The sequence below is a fragment of the Acidovorax sp. K2F genome (genome assembly GCF_025246485.1).
GTDB classification, from domain to species: Bacteria; Pseudomonadota; Gammaproteobacteria; order Burkholderiales; family Burkholderiaceae_C; genus Acidovorax; species Acidovorax delafieldii.
In genome coordinates this window covers 20,817-40,863 of sequence record NZ_JAOBSQ010000044.1, presented here as the reverse complement: position 1 = coordinate 40,863, position 20,047 = coordinate 20,817, and the positions used below count along the sequence as shown (strand labels likewise).

Genomic DNA, 20,047 nt, shown 5'->3' with positions numbered 1-20,047 from the left:
GACCTGGTCGGTATGTGTTTTCCTGCAGATCAAAATGAGAGTCTGGTGTTGCTACTGTGGGCAGACTTGCTCTGCTACCACCGCACCGGCCCCACCTCATCCCGCCAGAATATCCACCGCCGCGTCTCCACATACAGTGACGTGCTGATGGAGTAAGGGTCCATGCCCGCCTCGCTGCGCTGCAGCCGCACCAGGTAGCCGCCATAGCTGGCCGCCCACAGGGTTTCTCCATCGGGGGATGCATCGACAGCGCTGATCGTGCTGCCGATGTGGTGGTGCCACAGGGCTTGTCCCTCGTCGCTGATGGCATGCAGGTAGCCGTCCGCATCGCCCAGGATCACCAGGCCCGGCAAGGTGACAGAGGCGTACACGCGGCAGCGTTCGTCCAGTGGTGGGGTGTCCTCATCGGTCGCTTCTTGCGGTGCCGCCCCGATGGGGATCGAGCAGGTACTGCCCCAATACAGATGGCATGAGTTGGCAAACAGGCGTGTGCCGTCGTGCGAGAACACTGCGTGGTGGGGGTAAGACGATAGGGGTTCGTGTTCGGCCGCCACAGCGCCGTGCGCGTCCAGCAGGATGTGGCAGCTGTCCTGGTCGCCTACGGCGATGTGACGCTCATCAGGCGACAGGGCCATGTGCAGCATGTCCAGCGCCAGCACGGTGACGGTCTCACCATCGACCTTTTCATCCATCTGGTTCTTGGGCCAGGTGTAGGGGCCATCTTCTTCAAACGTCTGCGGGTGCAGGCGTTGCACTGGGCTGTCGGCATTTTGGGCTGCGGGGCGCAGAAGATACACCCCTGTGGGGTTGCGCAGCAGCACGCGCAGGCCATCGTTGAAGGGAATGATTTCATCGCAGCGCTGCCCGAGCGGGCCTGCCGACACCTGCACCTGCGGGGGCAGGCCTTCGTTGCCGCGCGGCAGGGCAAATTGCGCAATCACGGGGCCATTCCATCCGTGGTGGGTGGTGATGTGCAGGCCGTCGCATTGGGCAAAGCACTGGCGATCGGGCGAGCGGCCCAGGCCCTGGATCGCGGGCAGGGGCGTGTGCTCTGTGCCATGCAGCAACACCCAGCGGGCGTCGCCGTCATGGGCCGCGCCGATGCGGGCGACCACACGGTCATCGTCCAGCACAAACACGGGGCCGATGAATTGGCCGGCCTGGGCGGCACGCGCCACATAGGCATCCGGAGCAAAGGCAAAGCGCTGGCGAAACCGCGTGGCAAGATCTTCGTCGGCCCAGTGGCTCACCACGCGCGCCAGTTGCAGCACGGTGGGCGCATCGGCCTTGCGCGGGTCTTCGGGCAGGGCGTTGTCGTGTTCTTCGGCGCCGTTCTCCTCATCGCCGCCACCGGCTGTTGCCGAGGCCTCGGCGCGGTGGGCATCGTTGGCCAGCTGGTGCGCGCGGATGGCCGCTACGTAGGCTTGCCCATCGGCCTGCCATTGCTCCGACAGCGTCATGAGTTCGACGGGAAACACGGCCGCATCGGGCAGGTCGGGCGGCAAGGGTGGGGTGGCCAGCAGTTGCACGGCGGCTTTGATGCGGCGGGCCTCGGCCTGCTGGGCCTGCGCCTCTTCGTGCCGTGCGCGGATGCGGGCCTGCACCAGACCGTGAAAGCGCAGCAGGCGGGCAATGTGGTCGGCGGCGCAGCGGGGCAGGGGGGCGCGGCTGTCGCTTTGGCGCTGGGTGTGGCTGAACTCGACCGCAGCAGGCCCTTCGCGCGCCTCGTCCACGTCGATCTGGTAGGCGCTGTGGGCGTTGTCTTCGTCATCGCCCGGCGCGTCGTCACCGTTGCGCCAGCTGTATTTGAGCGCGCGGCCCCAGGGGTCGCCGTCGTGCATGCAGGGCTGGCGCGCCCCCACCCAGACCTCGCCCTCCCAGTAGCCGTTGCGGTCGCTGTCCCACCAGTCGTTGTACTGCTCGGTGAACACGGGCAGGCTGGTCAAGGCCTCGATGTGCTCTGCCGTCAATGTGGCCTGCAGGCGCTGGTAGAGCGGGTAGCGTGCGCGGTGCTGGCCCACGGCCTTGCGCACATAGTCCAGCACTCCGCGCCAGGCGTGTTCGCAGGCCTTCCAGGCGTCGGGGTCGTGGCCGGGCTCGGCGGGGGGCGCCAGCACCTGCCAGTCCCCAGGCTCACCCTGTGTGTAGCGGCGGTACAGCAGCGTGCGCTGCGCTACCGTGGGGGCAGCATGGCGCCACAGCTTGGTGGCCACACGCTCCAGCCAGTTGCGGGGCGCGGGCACCTGCTCCACCGACAGGTAGAAGTCCCAGGTTTTCCACACCGTGATGAACACGTTGTCGTCGCGCGCGTCGCCTTCTTCGTCCACATGCCGTTGGCACAGCGAAAAATCGGTCTGCTGGAACCAGCCGTAGGCTTTGTGCTCCTTGTGTGCAATCACTGGCGTGTGCACCACGGCCAGTATGTTGTCGATGCTGATGGTGTTGTCGGCGCACAGGTCGTCGGCCACAGGCTGGTCGGCGTGGATGTCTGCGCTGCTGCGCACCGCGCACTGGCCTGCCCGCACGGCGGCCAGCACCTGGCGGCGGCTGATCATGGCAGCCAGGCCGTCTTCGCCGGCGTCCACGCCCTCGTGGAACTCGGGGGCGAACACGGCACCCACGATCTCGGCCGAGAACTCCGCACGGTGCGGCACACCGCGCACCTCGTCCAGCAAAAACTCCACCTTTTCTGGGCCTGTGATGTCTACATGGTATTCGTCGGTGAACAGCGTCACCCGGGCCTGCAGCCCACCACGCACGCGCAGCTCGCCATGGTTGTAGTGGCCCCAAAGCAGGTCATGCACCTGCAGCGCACCTTGCACACGCACCAGCTGTCCGCCGATCACGGCGTTCTGCACATGCATGTTGCCGTTGACAACCAGGTGCGTTGTGCCGTCGGTGTCGGCGCTGGTCAAGGCGCCGTCGATGCGCAGGTCTCCATCCACCACGATCACAAAGGGCGCACGGGGCACGGAGGCCTCAATGGGGCCGTCGGGTTGCTCTTGCAGCCATTGGCGCAGCGGGCTGCCCTGGGCCAGGGGGGCGTCGAGGTGCAGCGCAGGCCAGTGCGCGTCGCCGGTGATCCACAGCACGGTTTCATCAGCCAGGGCCTCAGGGTCCTGCTCCAGACGCTCGGCCATCCAGCAGTCGGGGGGAATGCGGTGGGCCAGATCGGCCAGTGGGCAAAGTCGGGCAGTGGGCATAGGCAGGGACGCAGGAGGGACTCAACCGGCGGGCATCGTACACCGCGCCCAGCACTGATCCGGCTTTGCGCAGACAATGATGTGTCATCTTATTAATTCATTGCCATGACGCAGAACCCCCCCGTTTTTGAAGTCCTCCCCCGCGACCTCTCTGCCTACCGCCGGGGCAATGTCGGCATCGACTATGTGCACCGCTTCGAGTCGGGCAAGCCTGGCCCGCATGTGCTCATCAATGCACTCACGCACGGCAACGAGATCTGCGGCATGGTGGCGGCCACCCACCTGCTGGACACGGGTGTGCGTCCCCTCATCGGCACGCTGACCATCAGCTTTGCGAATGTGGCCGCCTACGAATCGTTTGACCAGAGCCGTCCGTTCGAGAGCCGACAGCTGGTGCACAACCTCAACCGCATCTGGTCGGCGGCCGAGCTGGACGGCACGGCCGACAGCCCCGAGCTGCAGCGTGCCCGCATCCTGCGCCCCGTGGTGGCTGCGGCCGATCACATCCTCGACATCCACTCTACCAGCCAGGACGTGCAGCCGTTCTGGGTGTACCCAGCCTACCCGCGCAATGCGGAGGTGGCGCTGGCCATCGGCCGCCCGCCGGTGCACCTTGTGATGCCCAGCGGCCTGGGTTCGGGCACGCCGCTCATCCAGCACGGTCGCCACGGGCAGGCCGAGGGAGATGGGGTGGCGCTGGTGGTGGAATGCGGCCAGCACTTCCGCCAATCGGCGGCCGACATGGCCACGGCGGTGGCGCTGGACTTTCTGGCGCACTTTGGCCTCATCGCACCGGTGGCCGACCGGGCCACGCCCGCCGAGCAGCGTCGCTACGAGCTGCTAGAGACCTGCATGGTCCGCACGTCGGACTTCCGCTTCACAAAGCCCGTGCAAGGGTTTGAGGTGTTTGCCAAGGGTGACCTCATCGCCACCGATGGGCCGCACGAGATCCGCGCGCTGTGCGACGACTGCACCATCCTCATGCCCACCCGCGAGCCCATCGTGGGCCGCGAGGCGGTGTACCTCACGCGGCCGATCTGATCCGGTTGGGGCGGCTGAGAGGTCCGGGCATGGGCGCCCGGGCTATTTCTTGAAACGGATCTTGCCGTCCTTGACGTACTGGTTGAACTGGTCGGGTGGCAGTGCTGCAGACCCGACGATGTCTTCTTCGACCGACCAGCTCAGCGTGGTGCTGTCCGCGCTGGTGGTCACCTCGATCGGGCCCTCTGGGATGGCGATCGGGGCGCCGTCGCCCGGGGTGTAGGTCACGTGGCCGTGGACGGTGGCGTGTTGTGTCATGGCGATTTCCTTGCGGCAGTGCCGCTGTGTTCATCGCTTCATTACAGGGTGAACTGCCTGACTGCCGTGTCAGCGCATGCCGCGCCGGAGCGACGGCAAGTGGCCGGTCTCGCACCGGTCAGGGTGGCACCACTGCCTGCGTGCGCTCCTGGCGCACCAGGTACAGGCCGCTGCCAATGATGATGGCGCCGCCCAGCAGCGTGCTGTAGCCTGGGACCGTCTGCCACAGCACCCAATCCAGCCCCATGCCCCAGGCCAGCGCCGTGTATTCAAATGGCGCCACCACGGAAGCCTGCCCGTGGCGAAAGGCTTCGGTGATCGCCAACTGGCCTGCAAACCCTGTGATGGCGAGCCCTGCCACCAGTGGCCAATGCGCCTGTGCCACGCCCACCCAGTGCGGCCAGGCCAGCGCGCCGGCACCCAGTGCCAGCAGCGTGGTGGTCCAGAACACCAGGCTGGCACTGGAGTCGGTGCGGGTGAGCATGCGCCCCGTGATGGCCGACACCGCATAGCAGGTGGCTGCAGCCAGCACGGCCAGTGCGCCCAGGGTAAAGAACGCCTCCTGATTGGGTTGCAGAGCCACCAGCACGCCCACCATGCCCAGCGCAATGGCGACCCAGTGGGCAGCGCGCACCTTCTCGCGCAGCACCACCGTAGACAGCGCAGTGATGAGCAGCGGCGCAATGAAGAACAGTGTGTAGGCCTCGGCCAGTGCCAGTTCACGGATGGCAAATGCAAACAGTGCCAGCATGGCCACGTTGAGTCCGCCACGCAGCAAGTGCAGGGGCCAGCGCACCTTCAGCAGCCGTGGCACCTCGCCACGCCACAGCGCATAGAGCGCCACCAACGGCAGCGCAGCCCAGCCCCTCAACGCCGCGACCTGCATGGCGGGGTAGTGGGCGCTCAGCGTCTTGAGCAGCGCATCCATCAGCGAAAAGAAACCCACCGCAGCCACCATGGCGATGATGCCGCGCAGGTTGCCCGAGGGCATCGACAGGCCTGCAGAGGCGTTGGGTTGCGCTTCAGACATGGTGCGGCCCTGTGGCTGCGCGCGCGCAGGCCAGGCCTCGCTGGCGGTCATGTGGGACAGGAGCCTGTGCAGAGAAAAGGCGCGGCAACAACGGGCTGGGCAGGTGCATGAGAACGTGGGCCCTGCGGACCAGCCTGTGGTGTGGCCGGACCATTGCAGGGCGTTTGCGGCAAGGCCAAAAAGTGTAGCCCAGGCGCGCTGCGCCGCGGTGCTGTCAGCCCGCTGGCGCGGCGGGCATCTGCGTGCTGGCAGGGGGGGTATCGCTGCTGCTTCCGCCGTCCGCCGAGGCGAGGATCGCATCAAGTAGCGCCAGCGCCTGCAGAAAGTCGAACCCATCGATGGCCTGTGCCAGCGCCTGGGCGCGGTCCGGGTAGTGCTGCAGCATCGCCGGGTGCAGTTCGGCATATGCAGCGCTGGCATCGAGATCGTCACTGGCCAGCAAGGGCCGCAGCGCGCGCAAGCCTTGTCGCAGGTGGTCGGCACTGGCGGCCGGGGCTGTACTTGTTGTCTGTGCAGAGGCATCCACCACAAAGCGCAAGGATTGCACCACCTGTTGCAGTCGTGCATCCAGGTCTTGCAGCGCGTGTTGGGTGTCGGCGTCCAGGCCCCCTGGCGGAGCGGCCTGTAGTCTGGCCTCGGCTTGCTGCGCGGCCACCTGCAAGCCGGTGAGTCCTGCTGTACCCGCCAGGCCCTTGAGGGTGTGCAAGATGCGCTGTGTTTCGGCCAGGTCACCGCCTTGCCAGGCCTGCAGAGCCTTTTGCGCGTCCTGAGGGTGTTCCATCACCATGCGCTGCAGCAGCCGTACCAGCGCTGCAAAGTTGTTGCCCAGCGATCGCAGCCCCTGCTCCAGCTGAAAGCCCGCCACGCCCTGTAGCTGGGCCCGCACCCGAGTTTCATTCACCAGCGTGGGGGGCGGTGCCGCGACGCTGGGCGTTGGGGCTGCGCCGTCTGCGTCCACGGCGTGGGGCAGCAGGCGCGCCAACACCCGTGCCAGTTGTGCCGGGTCCACGGGCTTGGGCAGGTGGTCGTTCATGCCTGCGGCCAGCGCGGCGGCGCGGTCTTCGGCGAAGGCGTTGGCCGTCATGGCCACGATGGGGGTCTGTGCGTGACCCGGCAGTGTGCGGATCTGCCGCGTGGCTTCCAGACCGTCCAGGTGGGGCATCTGTATGTCCATCAGGATCAGGTCGTAGTGATGTTCACGCGCGCGCTCCACGGCCATGGCCCCATCGCCCGCCACATCCACTGCAAAGCCCAGTTGGCGCAGCAGTTCTCCCGCCACTTCCTGGTTCAGCGCATTGTCTTCGGCCAGCAGCAGTTGCAATCCCGAGGTGAAGCGCACCGGCGCATCGGTGGTCAGCGCGGGCGTAGCGGTCTCAGGCAGTTGGGCACGGTTCCAGACACGTACCAGCACTTCGTCGAGTGCAGTGGGCAGCACAGGCTTGGGCAAGAAGGCGGCAAACGGGCCTGCATCCACCTCGTCGGCCGGGCAACTCAGGCTGCCGCTGACAAGAATGCAGGCCGGGCGATGTTTGAGCGGCAGTGCGCAGATCTGTTGCCAGGTCTGGGTGCCGTTCAGGCCTGGCATCAGCCAGTCGGTGAGCACCAGCTCGTAGGGGTCCCCCACTTCGTCGGCTTGCGCTACCGCCTGCAGCGCAAGCGCGCCAGACGATACGGCATCGGCCCGCGCTCCCAGGTGGGTGAGCATGTCGGCCAGCAACTCGCGGGCTTCTTCCATGTCATCGACCACCAGGACGCGGGTGCTCGGGGGGAGGGCCTGGACATGTTGTGTGGCGGCCGCCTGTGTGCTGATGCCAAAGGGCGCCTCGAACCAGAAGGTGCTGCCCCTGCCAGGCTCGCTGCGCACGCCCACCTGCCCCCCCATGAGGTCTGCCAGTCGGCGCGAGATGGCAAGCCCCAGTCCTGTGCCGCCATGGGTACGGGTGGTGGAGACATCGGCCTGCTGAAACGCGAGGAATAGCTTGCCTTGTTGCTCGGGGCTCAGGCCGATGCCGGTGTCGCGCACCTCAAAACGCAAGCGCACGTCGGTCGCTTCGCGGTGGATGACAAAAGCGTGCAAAGAAACGCTGCCGCGTTCGGTGAACTTGACTGCGTTGCCCATGAAGTTGGTCAGGATCTGACCCAGCCGCATGCCGTCCCCATGCAGTATGGGGGGGACACCTGCAAGCTCGGCCATCACCTCCAGGCCCTTGGCCTCGGCCTTGTCGCCGGTGATGGTGAACACGTTGCTCACCACCTTCTCCAGCTCGAAATCGGTCGGGTCCAGGGCCATCTTGCCCGCCTCGATTTTGGAGAAATCCAGGATGTCGTTGATGACGGCCAGCAGGTGCATGGCAGCGCCCGACACCTTGTCGAGTTGCTGGCGCTGGTGCGGGTTGGTGGTGTCGCGGCGGATCAGGTGTGTCAGCCCGATGATCGCGTTCATGGGCGTGCGGATCTCGTGGCTCATGTTGGCCAGGAAGGCGCTCTTGGCCTGGTTGGCTTCGTCGGCCATGGCCTTGGCGCTGCGCAGCTGGGCATTGGTGTGCTGCAGCTCCAGCGTCTGTTGTGCGAGGGCTTGGCTGGTCTTTTCGAGGTCGAGCGTGCGCTCGGCTACCAGCTGTTCCAGCTCGTCGCGGTAGCGGGCCAGTTCCCGCTCGGACTGCTTGCGGCTGGTGATGTCCACCCATATGCCGGTCATGCAGTCGCGGTCGTGCAGGTGCAGGGGGCGCATGGAAACCCAGAAGTCGCGCACGTTGCCGGCCTTGTCGCGCCGCTGGGTCTCGAAGTCCTGGCCGCCCAGGGCCTGGATGCGCTGGAGCTTTGCATCGACCTTGCTTCTGTCTGGGTCCAGCTGCAGGTCGTAGAGGTTCATCTGTGAAAATTCTTCGCGCGTGTAGCCCAGCGATTCGTAGGTGGCATCGTTGAAGCTCACAAACTGCAGTGTCTGCAGGTCCAGCACCACGATGCCGATGGGGGCCTGGCTGATGATGTTGGCGTGCAGCTCCTCCCGGTCGTGCAGTTCCGCCAGGGCCAGACGGCGTTCATCCTGTGTTTTCTGAAAGGCCAGCACTGCATTGGCCATGTCTCCGATGTGCGTGCCTTCGCGTGCGGCCATGGCCTTGATGCGGGAGAAGGTCTTGTAGTCGCTCAAGCCGCTTTCGCCGCGCGAGAGCTTTTGCAGGATGGTGTTGAGCTGGTCCAGCTGGCGGGATGTGGACCGCGACAGCAAAAACCACAGTGCAAGAAACACCAGCGCGGCCAGCGTGCTGTAGAGGCGCATGCGGCGATGAAAATCCTGCAACTGGTTGCGCGTGCTGGCAGCGTTCTCTATGGCATGGTCCATGAAGGTCTTGGCAATGTCGCCCATGCGCAGTGCGAACACACCGTAGTACGCCGTGGCGCTGATCAGGTGCTCGCCTGCCGCTGACTGGTCGATGGCCATCTGGTCCGAACTCATCAGCGCAAACTGGCGAAACTCTTGAAAGGCTCTGAGCGCAGCGGGGTAGTGCGTGCTGACATGCGAGAAATCGTGGGCTGTGGTCAGCCCGGTCAGGTCCTTTTCGAGCGCGGCCATTTCGTCCACGATGAGTCCGTGGAGCTGGTAGGCCTTGGCTTCGTCCACCTCGCGGTATTTGGAGACAGTCAGGGTCTGTGTCAGCCGCAACTTGATCTCCAGCAGTTTTCGGCTGATGGCTTCCGCCTTGGCGGCCACCTGGATGTCTTCCTCCTGGCTTTGCAGTGCCTTGCGCTGCACGGTCTGGGTGTGCTGCTGCACTGCGTACTCAAACCCCATGCCCACCAGAACGGCCAGCACCACCGGCAGAAAAAAACGCAGAAAAAACCGTTGGCGTTTGATCAGGAGGAGCATGGGGGATGGGTGGCGCGATGGTGGGTCAGCGCTTGGGGGATGCGGGCAGCAGGGCGGCCCAGTGAGACGGCGGAATGCTGCCAAGGTATTCAAACCGCGACTGCCCCAAGGGACGCAGCACCACCATCGTTCCCTCGGGCTTGACGAAATAACCCATCAGATCCGCCATGTTGGGTGCGTGTGCCACGATGACGCGGTTGGTGCCTGCAGGAACCGGGGTGGATACCAGGGCCCGGGTGGCGGCGATCACCGGCTTTTTCTGCTCGCTTGTGAGGTTGGCGGTGTAGGCCAGAAGGGGCTCTGCGCGCAGCAACTCCGGCTGAGTGGCAAACGTGAGCTGCGCGCTTTCGCGGGCCCTGCACAGCGGGCTGTGGATGACCTCGCCCACGGGAATGCGGGCGCGCTGCAGCGTGACACCGAGGTCGCGCGCCTGCTGCCGCCCCGCATCACTGAGGACTCGTTGGGTATTACAGTCGTTCAGGTCCACCTGCGGGGCCTGATCCATCCGGCTGCTGTCGGTGGCGCCGTGGCGCAGGTACAGCACAAAGCCTCCCTGGCGCATCTGCTCCAACAGGGCGGGGCTGACAAGGGTCTCGCGAAAGGTCTGGTCCTGGGCGCTGCTAAAGCCAGGCCAAACCGCGGCAACAGCCAGCACACAAGCGCTCACAGCGGCCTGGTGGGCGGGCGCATTACCGTGCAGTGCGATGGCCGGGGAGAAGGCAAGCATGCTTCACGGCTCCAGTGCGGCCACCGGGTGGTCTGCAAACTGCTCGGCGATGGCCGCAAACTGCGGCACCAGTTGCACAAATGCATCGCAGATGTCGGGGTCGAAATGTTGGCCACGGCCGTTGCGGATGATGTCTACCGCATCGTCCAGCGTGAACGCGCGTTTGTAGTGGCGGCGCGAGATCAGCGCGTCAAACACATCGGCAATTGCCATCAGTCGTGCGGGCAACGGGATGGCGTCGCCCTGCAGTCCCTCGGGGTAGCCCGAGCCATCCCACTTTTCGTGGTGGCCTGCCGCGATCTGTCGTGCGGTCTCCAGGAACTCCAGCGCTGAGTTTCTGGGGGCGCTGGCCGGGAGGGGCGGCTGGTGGTGACCCAGCTGCAGCACGCTGCGGATGGCCTCGTCGATGGCGTCGGCACCAATGCGGGCATGGGTCTTCATGATCTCGAACTCATCAGGGGTGAGCTTCCCCGGCTTGAGCAGGATGGCGTCGGGAATGCCCACCTTGCCGATGTCGTGCAGGGGCGCGGCCTTGGCGATCCGCTGGCGCTGGTGGGGGCTGCCCAGCAGGTGTTGAAAGCGCGGGTGGTCCTGCAGGTGCAGCATCAGTGCCTCGATGTAGGCCTGCGTGCGGTGCAGGTGGTTGCCGGTTTCGTTGTCGCGCTTTTCGGCCAGCGTGGCCATGGCGTGCAGGCTGAAGTCCTTGATGAGCTCGTTCTCGGCCATGCGCCGCTGCACCTCGGCGTCCAGGTAGCTGTTCTGGTCCGCCAGCCAGTCGCGCGCGGCTTTCAGCTCCAGATGGGTGCGCACCCGCGCCAGCAGCACAGCGGGCTTGATGGGCTTGGCCACATAGTCCACTGCGCCCGCCTGCAGGCCGCGTTCTTCGTCCGCGATGGCGTCGAGGGCGGTCACGAAGATCACCGGGATCTCGCGGGTCTCTGGCGCGGCACGCAGGGCGGCCAGCACCTCGTAGCCGTCCATCTCCGGCATCATCACATCGAGCAGGATGATGTCGGGCACTGGCTGGGTGTGGGCGACCTGCAAGGCCCGCTGCCCCGAGTTGGCCACGCGCACGTGGTAGTACGGGCGCAGCAGCTGGCCGATGACGGTCAGGTTTTCGCGGGTGTCGTCGACGACCAGTACCGTTCTGAGCAGGGCTTTGTCATCGGTCGGCAAAAACATGGTCGGGGTGCTTTCGGGCTACCACGCAGAGAATCCGCTCTGGTGTAAGTGCATGTTACTGCCCTTACAGGAGCTGACAAGCTTTCCGTGGTGCGGTGGTCGGGTAGCACATCGCATCCATGCGTTGCTGCCGCAGCACCTGTCGGGCCGGGGTCCCCCTTTTTTAGCCAAACGACCGCGCTGCAGCCATGGCGCCCATGCGCTGGCTGATGGCAAGAAACTCTGCCACGGTGTCATCAATGATCTGCTGCGCGGTCTTGACGGAGTCAATCAATCCCACGGTCTGCCCGGCCAGTGCAGGGGCCGCCTCCATGTCACCGTCAAAGTACACACGCTGGATGCCCGCAAAGCTGTCGGGGGGCATCAGGCCCGCCTCGTGGATGGCCTGGGTGCGCTGTGACTTGAGCGCGCGGATGCAGGGGCTGGCCTTGGTGTTGAGCATCCAGGTGCCGGTCACGCCCGCATCGACGATGGCGTTCTTGTAGTTGGCGTGCACGGGGCTTTCGGCACAGCTCACAAAACGCGTGCCCATCTGCACGGCCTCGGCCCCCAGCGCAAACGCAGCAGCCATGCCGCGCCCGTCGCAGATGCCACCGGCTGCGACCAGCGGCACGTCCACCTGCGCGCGAATGGCCTGCAGCAGCACCAGGGTGGAAACCTCTTCGGGGTTCTTGAAGCCGCCGCCTTCGCCGCCTTCGACCACCAGGCCGTCAATGCCTGCATCCACGCATTTCAGCGCTGCATCTACCGTGGGCACCGCGTGGTACACGGTGATGCCCGCGTCCTTCAGCGGCGCGATGAACTTGGCCGGGCTGCCCGCCGAGGTGGTCACAAACTTCACGCCCGATGCACACACAAAGCGCAGCATGGCATCGTCCTTCAAAAAGCGGATGGGCAGGTTCACGCCAAATGGCAGGCCCAGCGCGCTCATCTTGGTGATCTCGGCCTGGCAGTTGGCGGTTTCGCCCGACGAGGTCTCAATGATGCCCAGCCCCCCCGCGCGCGACACCGCCGAGGCCAGCTGCGTGCGCGCAATCCAGCCCATGGGTGCCTGGATGATGGGGTAGCGCGCACCGGTGTGGGCGAGGACGCGGTTGGTAGCGGGTGCGGTCATGGGCGGTGTCTCCTGATTTTTGGGAGCGCCCATTATTTCGACGGGTGTGCCGTCGCTGTGTCGCCCGCGTTACGGGGCCAGGGCGGGTGTCTCTTGCCAGGGCAGCAGCACAAACAGGCGCTGCCAGTCGGCGCAGGGAGAAACCGTGGAATCGTCGTTGGGCAGGTGCCCACAGCCCCAGTCTGCAGGCCCAGGCCAGCGCAGCCCGCTGTCGAAGGTCATTGCCACCCCTGTCACCGGGTGGGGCACCGTGAGCTGCCAGGCATGCAGCCACAGCCGCTGCTGGCCCAGCCGCTCGGCCCACCAGCGGTTGAGCGGGCCCTTGCCATGCGTGGCGTCGCCGATGATGGGGTGGGCCAGGTGCTTGAGATGACGGCGTATCTGGTGGCGCCGCCCGGTGATGGGGATGGCCTCAACCAGTGAGGCGCGGGTGGTGGCAAAACGCGCATCGCTGGCCTCGGGCAGCGTGAGCTGCGCCAGCCGCCGAAAGCGTGTGTGGGCGTCCTGCACGGCCGCATCGGCCGGAGCATCGTCGGGCTTCAAGGCATGGTCCACCTCAATGGCCTCGGGTGCCCAGCCGCGCACCATCGCCAGGTAGCGCTTTTGCGTGGCGCCATGCTCAAAGGCTTGCGACAGCGCGCGCGCTGCATCGCTGTGTAACGCCATCACGAGCACGCCGCAGGTGCCCTTGTCCAGCCGGTGCACCGGAAACACATGCTGGCCCAGCTGGTCGCGCAGGGTCTGCATCACAAACCGCGTCTCGCCCGCATCCAGCCCCGTGCGGTGCACCAGCCAGCCTGCGGGCTTGTACACGGCCACCAAGTGCTCGTCGCGCCAGAGGATGTGCAGGGGAGGGTGCATGGAGGAATGTGTGTGCGCCATCGCGGGCTAGGGGAAGGCGCGGATTGTGCCGCACGCGCCGCTGCCTACACTGGCCCCGTTCAACCCTTGCAAAGGATGCCCAGGTATGTCCGCTGGAGACTGGAAAGACATGTACGCCGCCGCCGTGGCGGGCGACCTGGCGCTGGTGCGCCACCACATCAGTGCAGGCGTGAACCCCAACTACCAGCATCCCGAGATCCTTTGCACGCCGTTGGTGGCGAGCCTGATCCACGGCCACCACGAGATCGCTCACTACCTTCTGGCGCATGGGGCTGACCCAGGGCTGCGGTCGGACTTCGACGACATGACCCCGCTGGAGGCCGCCCGCCGCTACCGGCGCACCGAGTTCATCGCCTTGCTACAGGCGCAAGGCGCCAAGGAAGAGCGCAAGCCGTTCTGGTGGCGCTGGTTGCCCATTTAGCCCCCCCCTGGGTTGCTTGGCGTCCTTTTCCCCAAGGGACGCCGCCCGTGCGCTGCGGCGCACACCGGGGCCGCGTCCGTCTCAATGGGGCGACTGGCCGGCGTGTGCCGTTTCTTTCGCCCTGAGCTTGGCGCCGATGTACTCGCCGTGCGTCACATGCAGCAGGCCGGCCACCTTGCTGATGGTGTGCATCTCGTTCTCGTCCGGGCGTGCGTCCGCGTAGGCGACCTGCCACATGGCTTCAACGAGCTGGATTTTCTCGTCCTGCGTGAAATGCTCGTTCAGCTGGCTGGTGAAGCGCTGGTAGTCGTAGGCGGTTCTGGAGGTGGCTGCGGCCTGTTCCAGCAGGCGCTGCAGTTCATCGTCACTTAGTGCAAATTGCCGGTGCAGTGCGGTTTGCATCACGCTGCGCTCCGCATCGCCCACCGCCGACTGGGTCCGTACCACCTCCACCAGCAACACGGCGGCTGCCAGTTGCACAGACCGCGCACGCTCTGCAGGAGATGGCACGGGGTTGAACGGGGTGAGGCTTTCAAGCAGGTCTTTGAGGGCTTGGAACATCGTGTGGTTTGCTGGCTGCGTCAGTAGGGTGGAGGCGTTGGGGGTGGGGTTGGTTCCGCTGACGTGTGCTGGCTGCGCACGTTGCGCTCGCTGCGGCACAAAGCCCCGGCGACAATCGGGGGCCATGACGAAGAAAACCATACTCCCCTTGCAACTGCTGGTTGCCCCCGACAAGAACGACCCCGCACCGCTGATCCTGTACCACGGGCGCAACTGCCCCGATGGCTTTGGCGCGGCGCTGGCGGCATGGCTGTACTACGGCGACCAGGCTGAATACGTGGGGCTGGACCACGGCGATGTCAAGACCGTGGACGACCTGCCGCCCCTGCAAGGCCGCGCGGTCTACATCCTCGACTTCTCGTTTGCCAACGAGGTGATGGCCGCCATCGACGAGCGCGCCGCCAAGCTGGTCATGCTGGACCACCACAAGAGCGCGGCCGAAAAGCTCACCGGCTTTGCCTGCCGCTGCGGTGTGGTGCACTTCGACATGAACAAGTCGGGTGCGCGGCTGGCGTGGGAGTTTTTCCATCCGCACGAACCGATGCCTGCCCTGTTCAAATACGTGGAAGACCGCGATATCTGGAAGTGGGAGTTTGCCGAGAGCGCTGCCTTCCTGTCGGCCCTGGACATGGAAGAGCAAGGCTTTGCGCGCTGGCGCGAGATTGCCGACTTCACGCCCGAGCAGCTCCGACAGTTCATGGTGCGCGGCGAGGCCATGGACCAGAAGTACCGCAAGCTCTGCGCCGACATCGCCGAAGGCGCGCAGCCGCTCGTGTTCAACGGTATCACCGGGCTGATGGTGAACGCACCTGGCATGTTCCACAGCCTGGTAGGCGACATCCTCTCGGCCAAAACGGGCACCTTTGCGCTGATGTGGAGTGCTGGCGAAAAGGGCGTGAAGGTGGGGCTGCGTGCACAGCGCAACTTTGACTGCATCGCGCTGGCCGAAAGCATGGGCGGCGGTGGCCATGCGCAGGCCTGCGGCTTCAAGATGAAGGTGGAGCGCCTGCCAGAGCTGCTGACAGGTACCTTCAACGCGTGATGCCCGGGCGATTTTGAGGATAAATCGCCTGTAGCGCTAGAGCTATATGCCTGAGTAGCTATCAAAAATATAGTGAATGATATGGCGCGCCAGCGCGGCTAAACCAGCCGCAGGTCGGCCCCCTGGGTCCCCGGAAACACCCGCGCCACGGCCGCCGCGTTCAGCCCGTACATGCGGGCGAACAGTCCCCCCAACACACTGCGGTAGTCGTTGAGCACGGGGTAGTCGCGGTTCTGGAACAGCGTGGTGGCGGTCAGCGCCTGCTGCTCTCCCGCGATGCGGCCGCCATTGACCCCGCCGCCCAGCACCCAGAACACCGTGCCGTGGCCATGGTCCGTGCCCCGGTTGCCGTTCTCGCGGAAGGTGCGGCCAAACTCGCTGATGACCACCACCACGGTGGACTTCCACGCGGGGCCCATCTCGTCGGCAAAGCCTGCCAGGCCACGGCCCAGTTCCTCCAGGCGGTTGGCCAGCGTGCCGGTGGCGGCGCCCTGGCCCACATGGGTGTCCCAGCCGCCCACGTCCACAAAGCCGAGCTGGTAGCGCGACTGCATGAGCCGCGCCATGCGCCGGGCAGTGCCCTCAAAGCCCTTGGTACTCAGCGCATTGCGGCTGGCAGCTTCCATCTCGCCCTGCATGGTGCGGGCGACCTCATCGCGGGTGGCAAAGCCTTCGTTCACGGGCGTGGCCAGCGGTGTGCCCCGGTACATGGAGGCGATGAGTTCAGCCTGCCGCGCATCCACACCACCGCGCCCCGCGCCTGCGCTCAGTGCGGTGTTGGGCACATCCACCGCCCCGCGCAGCACCAGGGGCAGGGTGCTGGTGAACGCCATCGGCTGCAGCGCCATCGGGGCACTGTCGGCGCGCGGGTTGAGCTCGGCCACCAGCCGGTTCAGAAAACCCGATCGGTAGTCGCGCCGCCCGCCCAGGGGCTGGCCCAGCTCGATGCTGTCCTGGGTGTCGAAGTGGCTGCGCGAGAGATCGTCCGTGCCCGCAAACGGCACAAACGCCAGCTGGCGCTGCTGGTAAAGCGGCAGCATCGATTCAGCCAGTGCTGGGTGCAGGCCCCAGTCGGGCGTGAGGGGCAGGGCGCCGCCCTCCTGCCCCGGCCGAGCGATGGCGATGTTGGGCCGTGTCTCGTAGTAGTAGCTGCTGGCCGTGGGCACGAGCAGGCTGGCGCAGTCGTAGCCACCGCGCAAGAATACAAGCAGAAAGCGCGCGTCCTGCGCGCGGGGCGCGGCGAGCACGCTGGCGCTGTGCACGCCCAGGCCCGTGCCGAGTGCGCTGGCGCCCAGGGCCTGGAGAAGGTGTCGTCTACAAAGCATGGGGCTGTCCTTTCAACCTATTCAATGGCGCCCGAACGCATCATCGGCTGCTGCGCAGGCGCGTGCGCGGCCAAAGCCATGGCAGCCGTGCAAGGGCCGCCCCGCCGCACGGGCTGCGTCCCCCTTCCCGAAGGGCGAAGCCATTCGAGAGAAGGGGGAAGGCGCGAAGCGACTCAAGGGGATGTACTCCATCTCCTCTCCTCATCCGTGCATGAACTCAGGGGATGCGAGGAACAGCAGATTCCATTCGCGCGGTGAGGTGGCCTGCGCCAGGGTGCTGCGCGTGGCCGGGGACCAGGTGGGCTCCAGCGTACGCACGTAGGCGGTCTGCGCCAGGGCCGGGGGCACGCGCGGCGCGGCGCGGGGTGCCGCGTCATCGCTCGCTGGTGGGGCGGCCATGGCGCCTGCACCCAAGGCCTGCGCCATCTCAAAGCGCGTGCTCATCTGCCCCGAGCCTGACCATGTCGCGGAGTCCAGCGGGTAGCCATCGGGCGTGACACGGCCATACAAAGGCTCGGCCAGCCGTTGTAGCCATGCCAGCGCAGGGTCGGTGCTGGGCAGCACGGCATCGCCGTGGGCCAGGCGCAGGCCCGCCAGTGCGTAGTGCACCGGGTCCCGAAAACGCTGGCCCAGGGATGCGCGGAACTCCGGGGTGTGGAACAGCGTTTCCAGCACTGCCGCAATGTCGCCGTCCGTGCGCTCAAAGCTACGGGCCAGTGTCTGCAGCAGTGCAGGGGGCGGGTTGTCGCCCACCAGAAAGAGCGCGATCTTGCGGGTGATGAAGCGCGCGGTGGCAGGCGCACGGGCCAGGCGGTCCAGCGCTTCGTCCACCTCGGCCAGGCCTTGGGCGCGGAGCGGCTGGCCGAGCAGTGTTTTGGGGTCCCAGTCATGCCGCTGCGGGTTGAATTCAAACAATCCCTCGCGCACGTAGTGGCGAAGCAGTGCGGGCCTCATGCGCGGGGGCTCGTCGCCCGGCGGCCGCTGCGACACGCCCACGCCGGTCAGCACGCGGGCCAGCTCCTGCACGTCCTGCTGGCTGTAGCCACCGTCCACGCCCAGCGTGTGCAGTTCCATCAGCTCGCGCGCGTAGTTTTCGTTGATGCGGCCTGCGGCGTTCTGCGCGTTGTCCAGATAGCGCAGCATGGCCGGGTGGCGCACGGTGGCACCCAGCAGGTCGCGAAAGCGGCCCAGCGCGTGGGGGCGCACCGCACGCTCTTCGTAGTCGCCCACCAGGGCGCGCAGGTTGCCCTTGCCTGCAAACACGTTGAAGTGGTTCATCCAGAACCAGGTCATCTTCTCGCGCAACTGGCTGGGCGAATACAGCGCGCGCAGCACAAACCGGGCGGCAGCCTCTTGCTGCAGGGCGCGCATGTCCTGCTGCCAGGCCTTGAGCGCGGCCTTGCGCTCGTCCTCGGTGGGCAGGGCCTTGGCGGCGCGGTTGCGGGCTTCCATGTCGGCTGCAAGCGCCTCGATGGGGGTGCGCGAAATGGCCATGGCGTCGATCTGCGCCTGGGCTTCGCGGGGCAGTGCGGTGTGGACACCTGGGCGCAGTTGCGCAGCCAGATACGCGCTGATGCCCAAGCCGCCCAGCGCTTGCGTGCCCTGGGCGGTGCAGCCCCAGGTCACGCGGTCCAGCAGGCGGGCCAGGGTGGGCTCGTCGGCCGCGCTCCAGGTGCCCGGGCCTGTTGTGTGGGGCACTGCGGCTGCGGGGGGCGCGGCTTGTGTGGCAAGGGGGGCGCCAAAGACGGCGCAGCCCGCCAGGCCGAGCAGCAGGGTGCGGCGGTGGAGGTGCAGTGGGTTAGTGGGGGTCATGGGGCCTCGCGGGCAGCCAGCCAATGGCTGTCCGCATGGTGCCGCTGCCACCACCCGCATGCAAGCCCGCACGGCCGGTTTTACCTGCGCGACACAAACGCCAGGGAGGATGTATCGAGGGGTATCTTCAAACCCCCAGACATGATCGCCTGAGAACAGGTTCTCGGTGCTATGGCGCTGCGCCCGTGGCCTGTGCGGCCTCCTCAAAACGGTCTACCTTGCGCAGGGTCTGGAACGCCATCATCCAGCCACCCACCACACCCAGCGTGCACAGGCCACCCACGATGGCGGCGGGCACCACGCCCAGCCATGCGGCGCTGGTGCCCGCGCGGAATTCGCCCAGTTCGTTGGACGAGCCGATGAACAGCATGTTCACCGCGTTCACCCGCCCGCGCATGGTGTCGGGCGTGGAGAACTGCACCAGAGCGCCCCGGATGTACACGCTCACCATGTCGGCCGCGCCCGCCACCAGCAGCGCCGCAAACGACACCCAGAACAGCGTGGACAGCGCAAACACCAGGTTGGCCACGCCAAACACCGCCACCGCGATGAACATGGTGCGGCCCACTTGGCGGTTGAAGGGCCGCATGCTCAGGTACAGCCCGGCGCTGACCTCGCCCACAGCCATGGCACTGCGCAGCGCACCCAGGCCCGCCGGGCCCACATGCAGCACCTCTTGCGCATAGATGGGCAGCAGCGCCACCACGCCGCCCAGCAGCACGGCAAACAGGTCCAGCGAGATGGTGCCCAGGATGATGGGCCGCGTGCGGATGAAGGTGATGCCCGCGCCAAAGCGCTCGAACATCGTGCCTTGCGCGGGGCCGGGTGCCATGGCATGGGCCACCACCACGCGCAGCAGCAGGGCCACCCCGAGCACAAAACACGCGCAGCAGATGGCATAGGTCAGCTCGCCGCCGCCCAGCGCATACAGCAGCCCGCCCAGCAGCGGCCCGCCAATGCTGGCCACACGCATCAGCATGCTGTTGGCGGCGATGGCCTGGGCCAGTTGTGCACGGGGCACGATCTGTGGCAACAGGCTCTGCATGGCCGGGCCCGAGAACGCGCGGGCGCAGCCATAGAGCACCAGCACGGCATAAATGCCCGCCACCCCGCTGCTGCCGTGGCCAGACAGCCACCAGAGCAGGGCACTGCACAGGCCGCCCACCGACCAGGCGATCGCCAGGATGCGCTTGCGGTCAAAGCGGTCGATCAGGTCGCCCGCGGGCAGCAACAAAGCCAGCATGGGCAGAAACTGCGCCAGCCCCACATAGGCCAGCGCCAGCGGCTGCCGCGTCAGGTCGTACACCTGCCAGGCCACCACCACCGCCTGTACCTGGGTGGCGATGACGACCACCACGCGGGCGACCAGAAAGGAGACAAAACCGTTATGGCGATAGACGCTCTGGGAGTCGCTGGCGGCGGGAACAGGCGAAGTGGGCTCGGGAACGGGCATGACAAGGCGTGGGAGCAGAGAGGCGGCCCAGGGCTGCGCGGACCTGGGGAGAACCCTGATGCTAGCGCCCTCGGCGCGGGCGCGCTGTGAAGGCGGGGTAAAGCCCGGCGCCCAGGCGGTGCGCCCGG

The 20,047-nt window shown here is 66.4% G+C and carries 15 protein-coding genes; 3 read left to right on the top strand and 12 right to left on the bottom strand.

Annotated features, from left to right (window positions below; genetic code table 11):
• Positions 1-74 precede the first annotated feature (74 nt).
• Entirely contained in the window at positions 75-3,203 is a 3,129-nt protein-coding gene (locus tag N4G42_RS16995; protein WP_260668008.1) for a polymer-forming cytoskeletal protein, read from the bottom strand.
• 105 nt (positions 3,204-3,308) lie between these two features.
• Between N4G42_RS16995 and N4G42_RS16990 the strand changes: the two genes are divergently transcribed.
• Positions 3,309-4,244: a succinylglutamate desuccinylase/aspartoacylase family protein gene (locus N4G42_RS16990; RefSeq protein WP_260668006.1), complete on the top strand. Its 936-nt coding sequence runs from the start codon at positions 3,309-3,311 to the stop codon at positions 4,242-4,244.
• A gap of 42 nt (positions 4,245-4,286) precedes the next feature.
• On the opposite strand, the gene N4G42_RS16985 is transcribed toward N4G42_RS16990, so the two are convergent.
• From N4G42_RS16985 to N4G42_RS16955, 7 genes are all read right to left on the bottom strand, one after another.
• Positions 4,287-4,502 carry a hypothetical protein gene (locus tag N4G42_RS16985; protein ID WP_056064801.1) on the bottom strand — a complete coding sequence of 72 codons (216 nt, stop codon included), beginning with the start codon at positions 4,500-4,502 and terminating at the stop codon, positions 4,287-4,289.
• 118 nt (positions 4,503-4,620) lie between these two features.
• Positions 4,621-5,532: a DMT family transporter gene (locus N4G42_RS16980; RefSeq protein WP_260668005.1), complete on the bottom strand. Its 912-nt coding sequence runs from the start codon at positions 5,530-5,532 to the stop codon at positions 4,621-4,623.
• A gap of 214 nt (positions 5,533-5,746) precedes the next feature.
• Complete coding sequence (locus tag N4G42_RS16975; protein WP_260668004.1) at positions 5,747-9,400, bottom strand: response regulator; 3,654 nt, start codon at positions 9,398-9,400, stop codon at positions 5,747-5,749.
• Between the two features lie 25 nt (positions 9,401-9,425).
• The gene (locus N4G42_RS16970; protein ID WP_260668003.1) at positions 9,426-10,127 is read right to left on the bottom strand and encodes a histidine phosphatase family protein; all 702 of its coding nucleotides are present in this window, start codon (positions 10,125-10,127) and stop codon (positions 9,426-9,428) included.
• Positions 10,128-10,130: 3 nt separating this feature from the next.
• Complete coding sequence (locus tag N4G42_RS16965; protein WP_260668002.1) at positions 10,131-11,309, bottom strand: two-component system response regulator; 1,179 nt, start codon at positions 11,307-11,309, stop codon at positions 10,131-10,133.
• 163 nt (positions 11,310-11,472) lie between these two features.
• Positions 11,473-12,423, bottom strand: a complete 951-nt coding sequence (locus N4G42_RS16960; protein ID WP_260668001.1) for a nitronate monooxygenase family protein — start codon at positions 12,421-12,423, stop codon at positions 11,473-11,475.
• 69 nt (positions 12,424-12,492) lie between these two features.
• Positions 12,493-13,284, bottom strand: a complete 792-nt coding sequence (locus N4G42_RS16955) for a pseudouridine synthase (RefSeq protein ID WP_260668000.1) — start codon at positions 13,282-13,284, stop codon at positions 12,493-12,495.
• Positions 13,285-13,390: 106 nt separating this feature from the next.
• Between N4G42_RS16955 and N4G42_RS16950 the strand changes: the two genes are divergently transcribed.
• On the top strand, positions 13,391-13,726 hold the full coding sequence (locus N4G42_RS16950; RefSeq protein WP_056064787.1) for an ankyrin repeat domain-containing protein: 336 nt from the start codon (positions 13,391-13,393) through the stop codon (positions 13,724-13,726).
• An 81-nt stretch (positions 13,727-13,807) separates the two neighbouring features.
• Here N4G42_RS16950 and N4G42_RS16945 read toward each other — a convergent pair whose 3' ends face one another.
• The gene (locus N4G42_RS16945; RefSeq protein WP_260667999.1) at positions 13,808-14,287 is read right to left on the bottom strand and encodes a TerB family tellurite resistance protein; all 480 of its coding nucleotides are present in this window, start codon (positions 14,285-14,287) and stop codon (positions 13,808-13,810) included.
• A 124-nt stretch (positions 14,288-14,411) separates the two neighbouring features.
• On the opposite strand from N4G42_RS16945, the gene N4G42_RS16940 reads away from it, so the two are divergent.
• Complete coding sequence (locus N4G42_RS16940) at positions 14,412-15,329, top strand: DHH family phosphoesterase (RefSeq protein WP_260667998.1); 918 nt, start codon at positions 14,412-14,414, stop codon at positions 15,327-15,329.
• Between the two features lie 98 nt (positions 15,330-15,427).
• On the opposite strand, the gene N4G42_RS16935 is transcribed toward N4G42_RS16940, so the two are convergent.
• The 3 genes from N4G42_RS16935 to N4G42_RS16925 form a co-directional block, all read right to left on the bottom strand.
• A complete protein-coding gene (locus N4G42_RS16935; protein WP_260667997.1) occupies positions 15,428-16,654 on the bottom strand; it encodes a DUF1501 domain-containing protein in 1,227 nt (408 codons plus the stop codon).
• A 201-nt stretch (positions 16,655-16,855) separates the two neighbouring features.
• Positions 16,856-18,466: a DUF1800 domain-containing protein gene (locus N4G42_RS16930; RefSeq protein WP_260667996.1), complete on the bottom strand. Its 1,611-nt coding sequence runs from the start codon at positions 18,464-18,466 to the stop codon at positions 16,856-16,858.
• A gap of 169 nt (positions 18,467-18,635) precedes the next feature.
• Positions 18,636-19,919 carry an MFS transporter gene (locus N4G42_RS16925; protein WP_260667995.1) on the bottom strand — a complete coding sequence of 428 codons (1,284 nt, stop codon included), beginning with the start codon at positions 19,917-19,919 and terminating at the stop codon, positions 18,636-18,638.
• Positions 19,920-20,047: the final 128 nt, after the last annotated feature.

Coding starts and splice junctions, on each gene's coding strand:
- N4G42_RS16995 (WP_260668008.1), bottom strand. CDS start 3,203: ATGCCCACTGCCCGACTTTGCCCACTGGCCGATCTGGCCCACCGCATT.
- N4G42_RS16990 (WP_260668006.1), top strand. CDS start 3,309: ATGACGCAGAACCCCCCCGTTTTTGAAGTCCTCCCCCGCGACCTCTCT.
- N4G42_RS16985 (WP_056064801.1), bottom strand. CDS start 4,502: ATGACACAACACGCCACCGTCCACGGCCACGTGACCTACACCCCGGGC.
- N4G42_RS16980 (WP_260668005.1), bottom strand. CDS start 5,532: ATGTCTGAAGCGCAACCCAACGCCTCTGCAGGCCTGTCGATGCCCTCG.
- N4G42_RS16975 (WP_260668004.1), bottom strand. CDS start 9,400: ATGCTCCTCCTGATCAAACGCCAACGGTTTTTTCTGCGTTTTTTTCTG.
- N4G42_RS16970 (WP_260668003.1), bottom strand. CDS start 10,127: ATGCTTGCCTTCTCCCCGGCCATCGCACTGCACGGTAATGCGCCCGCC.
- N4G42_RS16965 (WP_260668002.1), bottom strand. CDS start 11,309: ATGTTTTTGCCGACCGATGACAAAGCCCTGCTCAGAACGGTACTGGTC.
- N4G42_RS16960 (WP_260668001.1), bottom strand. CDS start 12,423: ATGACCGCACCCGCTACCAACCGCGTCCTCGCCCACACCGGTGCGCGC.
- N4G42_RS16955 (WP_260668000.1), bottom strand. CDS start 13,284: ATGCACCCTCCCCTGCACATCCTCTGGCGCGACGAGCACTTGGTGGCC.
- N4G42_RS16950 (WP_056064787.1), top strand. CDS start 13,391: ATGTCCGCTGGAGACTGGAAAGACATGTACGCCGCCGCCGTGGCGGGC.
- N4G42_RS16945 (WP_260667999.1), bottom strand. CDS start 14,287: ATGTTCCAAGCCCTCAAAGACCTGCTTGAAAGCCTCACCCCGTTCAAC.
- N4G42_RS16940 (WP_260667998.1), top strand. CDS start 14,412: ATGACGAAGAAAACCATACTCCCCTTGCAACTGCTGGTTGCCCCCGAC.
- N4G42_RS16935 (WP_260667997.1), bottom strand. CDS start 16,654: ATGCTTTGTAGACGACACCTTCTCCAGGCCCTGGGCGCCAGCGCACTC.
- N4G42_RS16930 (WP_260667996.1), bottom strand. CDS start 18,466: ATGACCCCCACTAACCCACTGCACCTCCACCGCCGCACCCTGCTGCTC.
- N4G42_RS16925 (WP_260667995.1), bottom strand. CDS start 19,919: ATGCCCGTTCCCGAGCCCACTTCGCCTGTTCCCGCCGCCAGCGACTCC.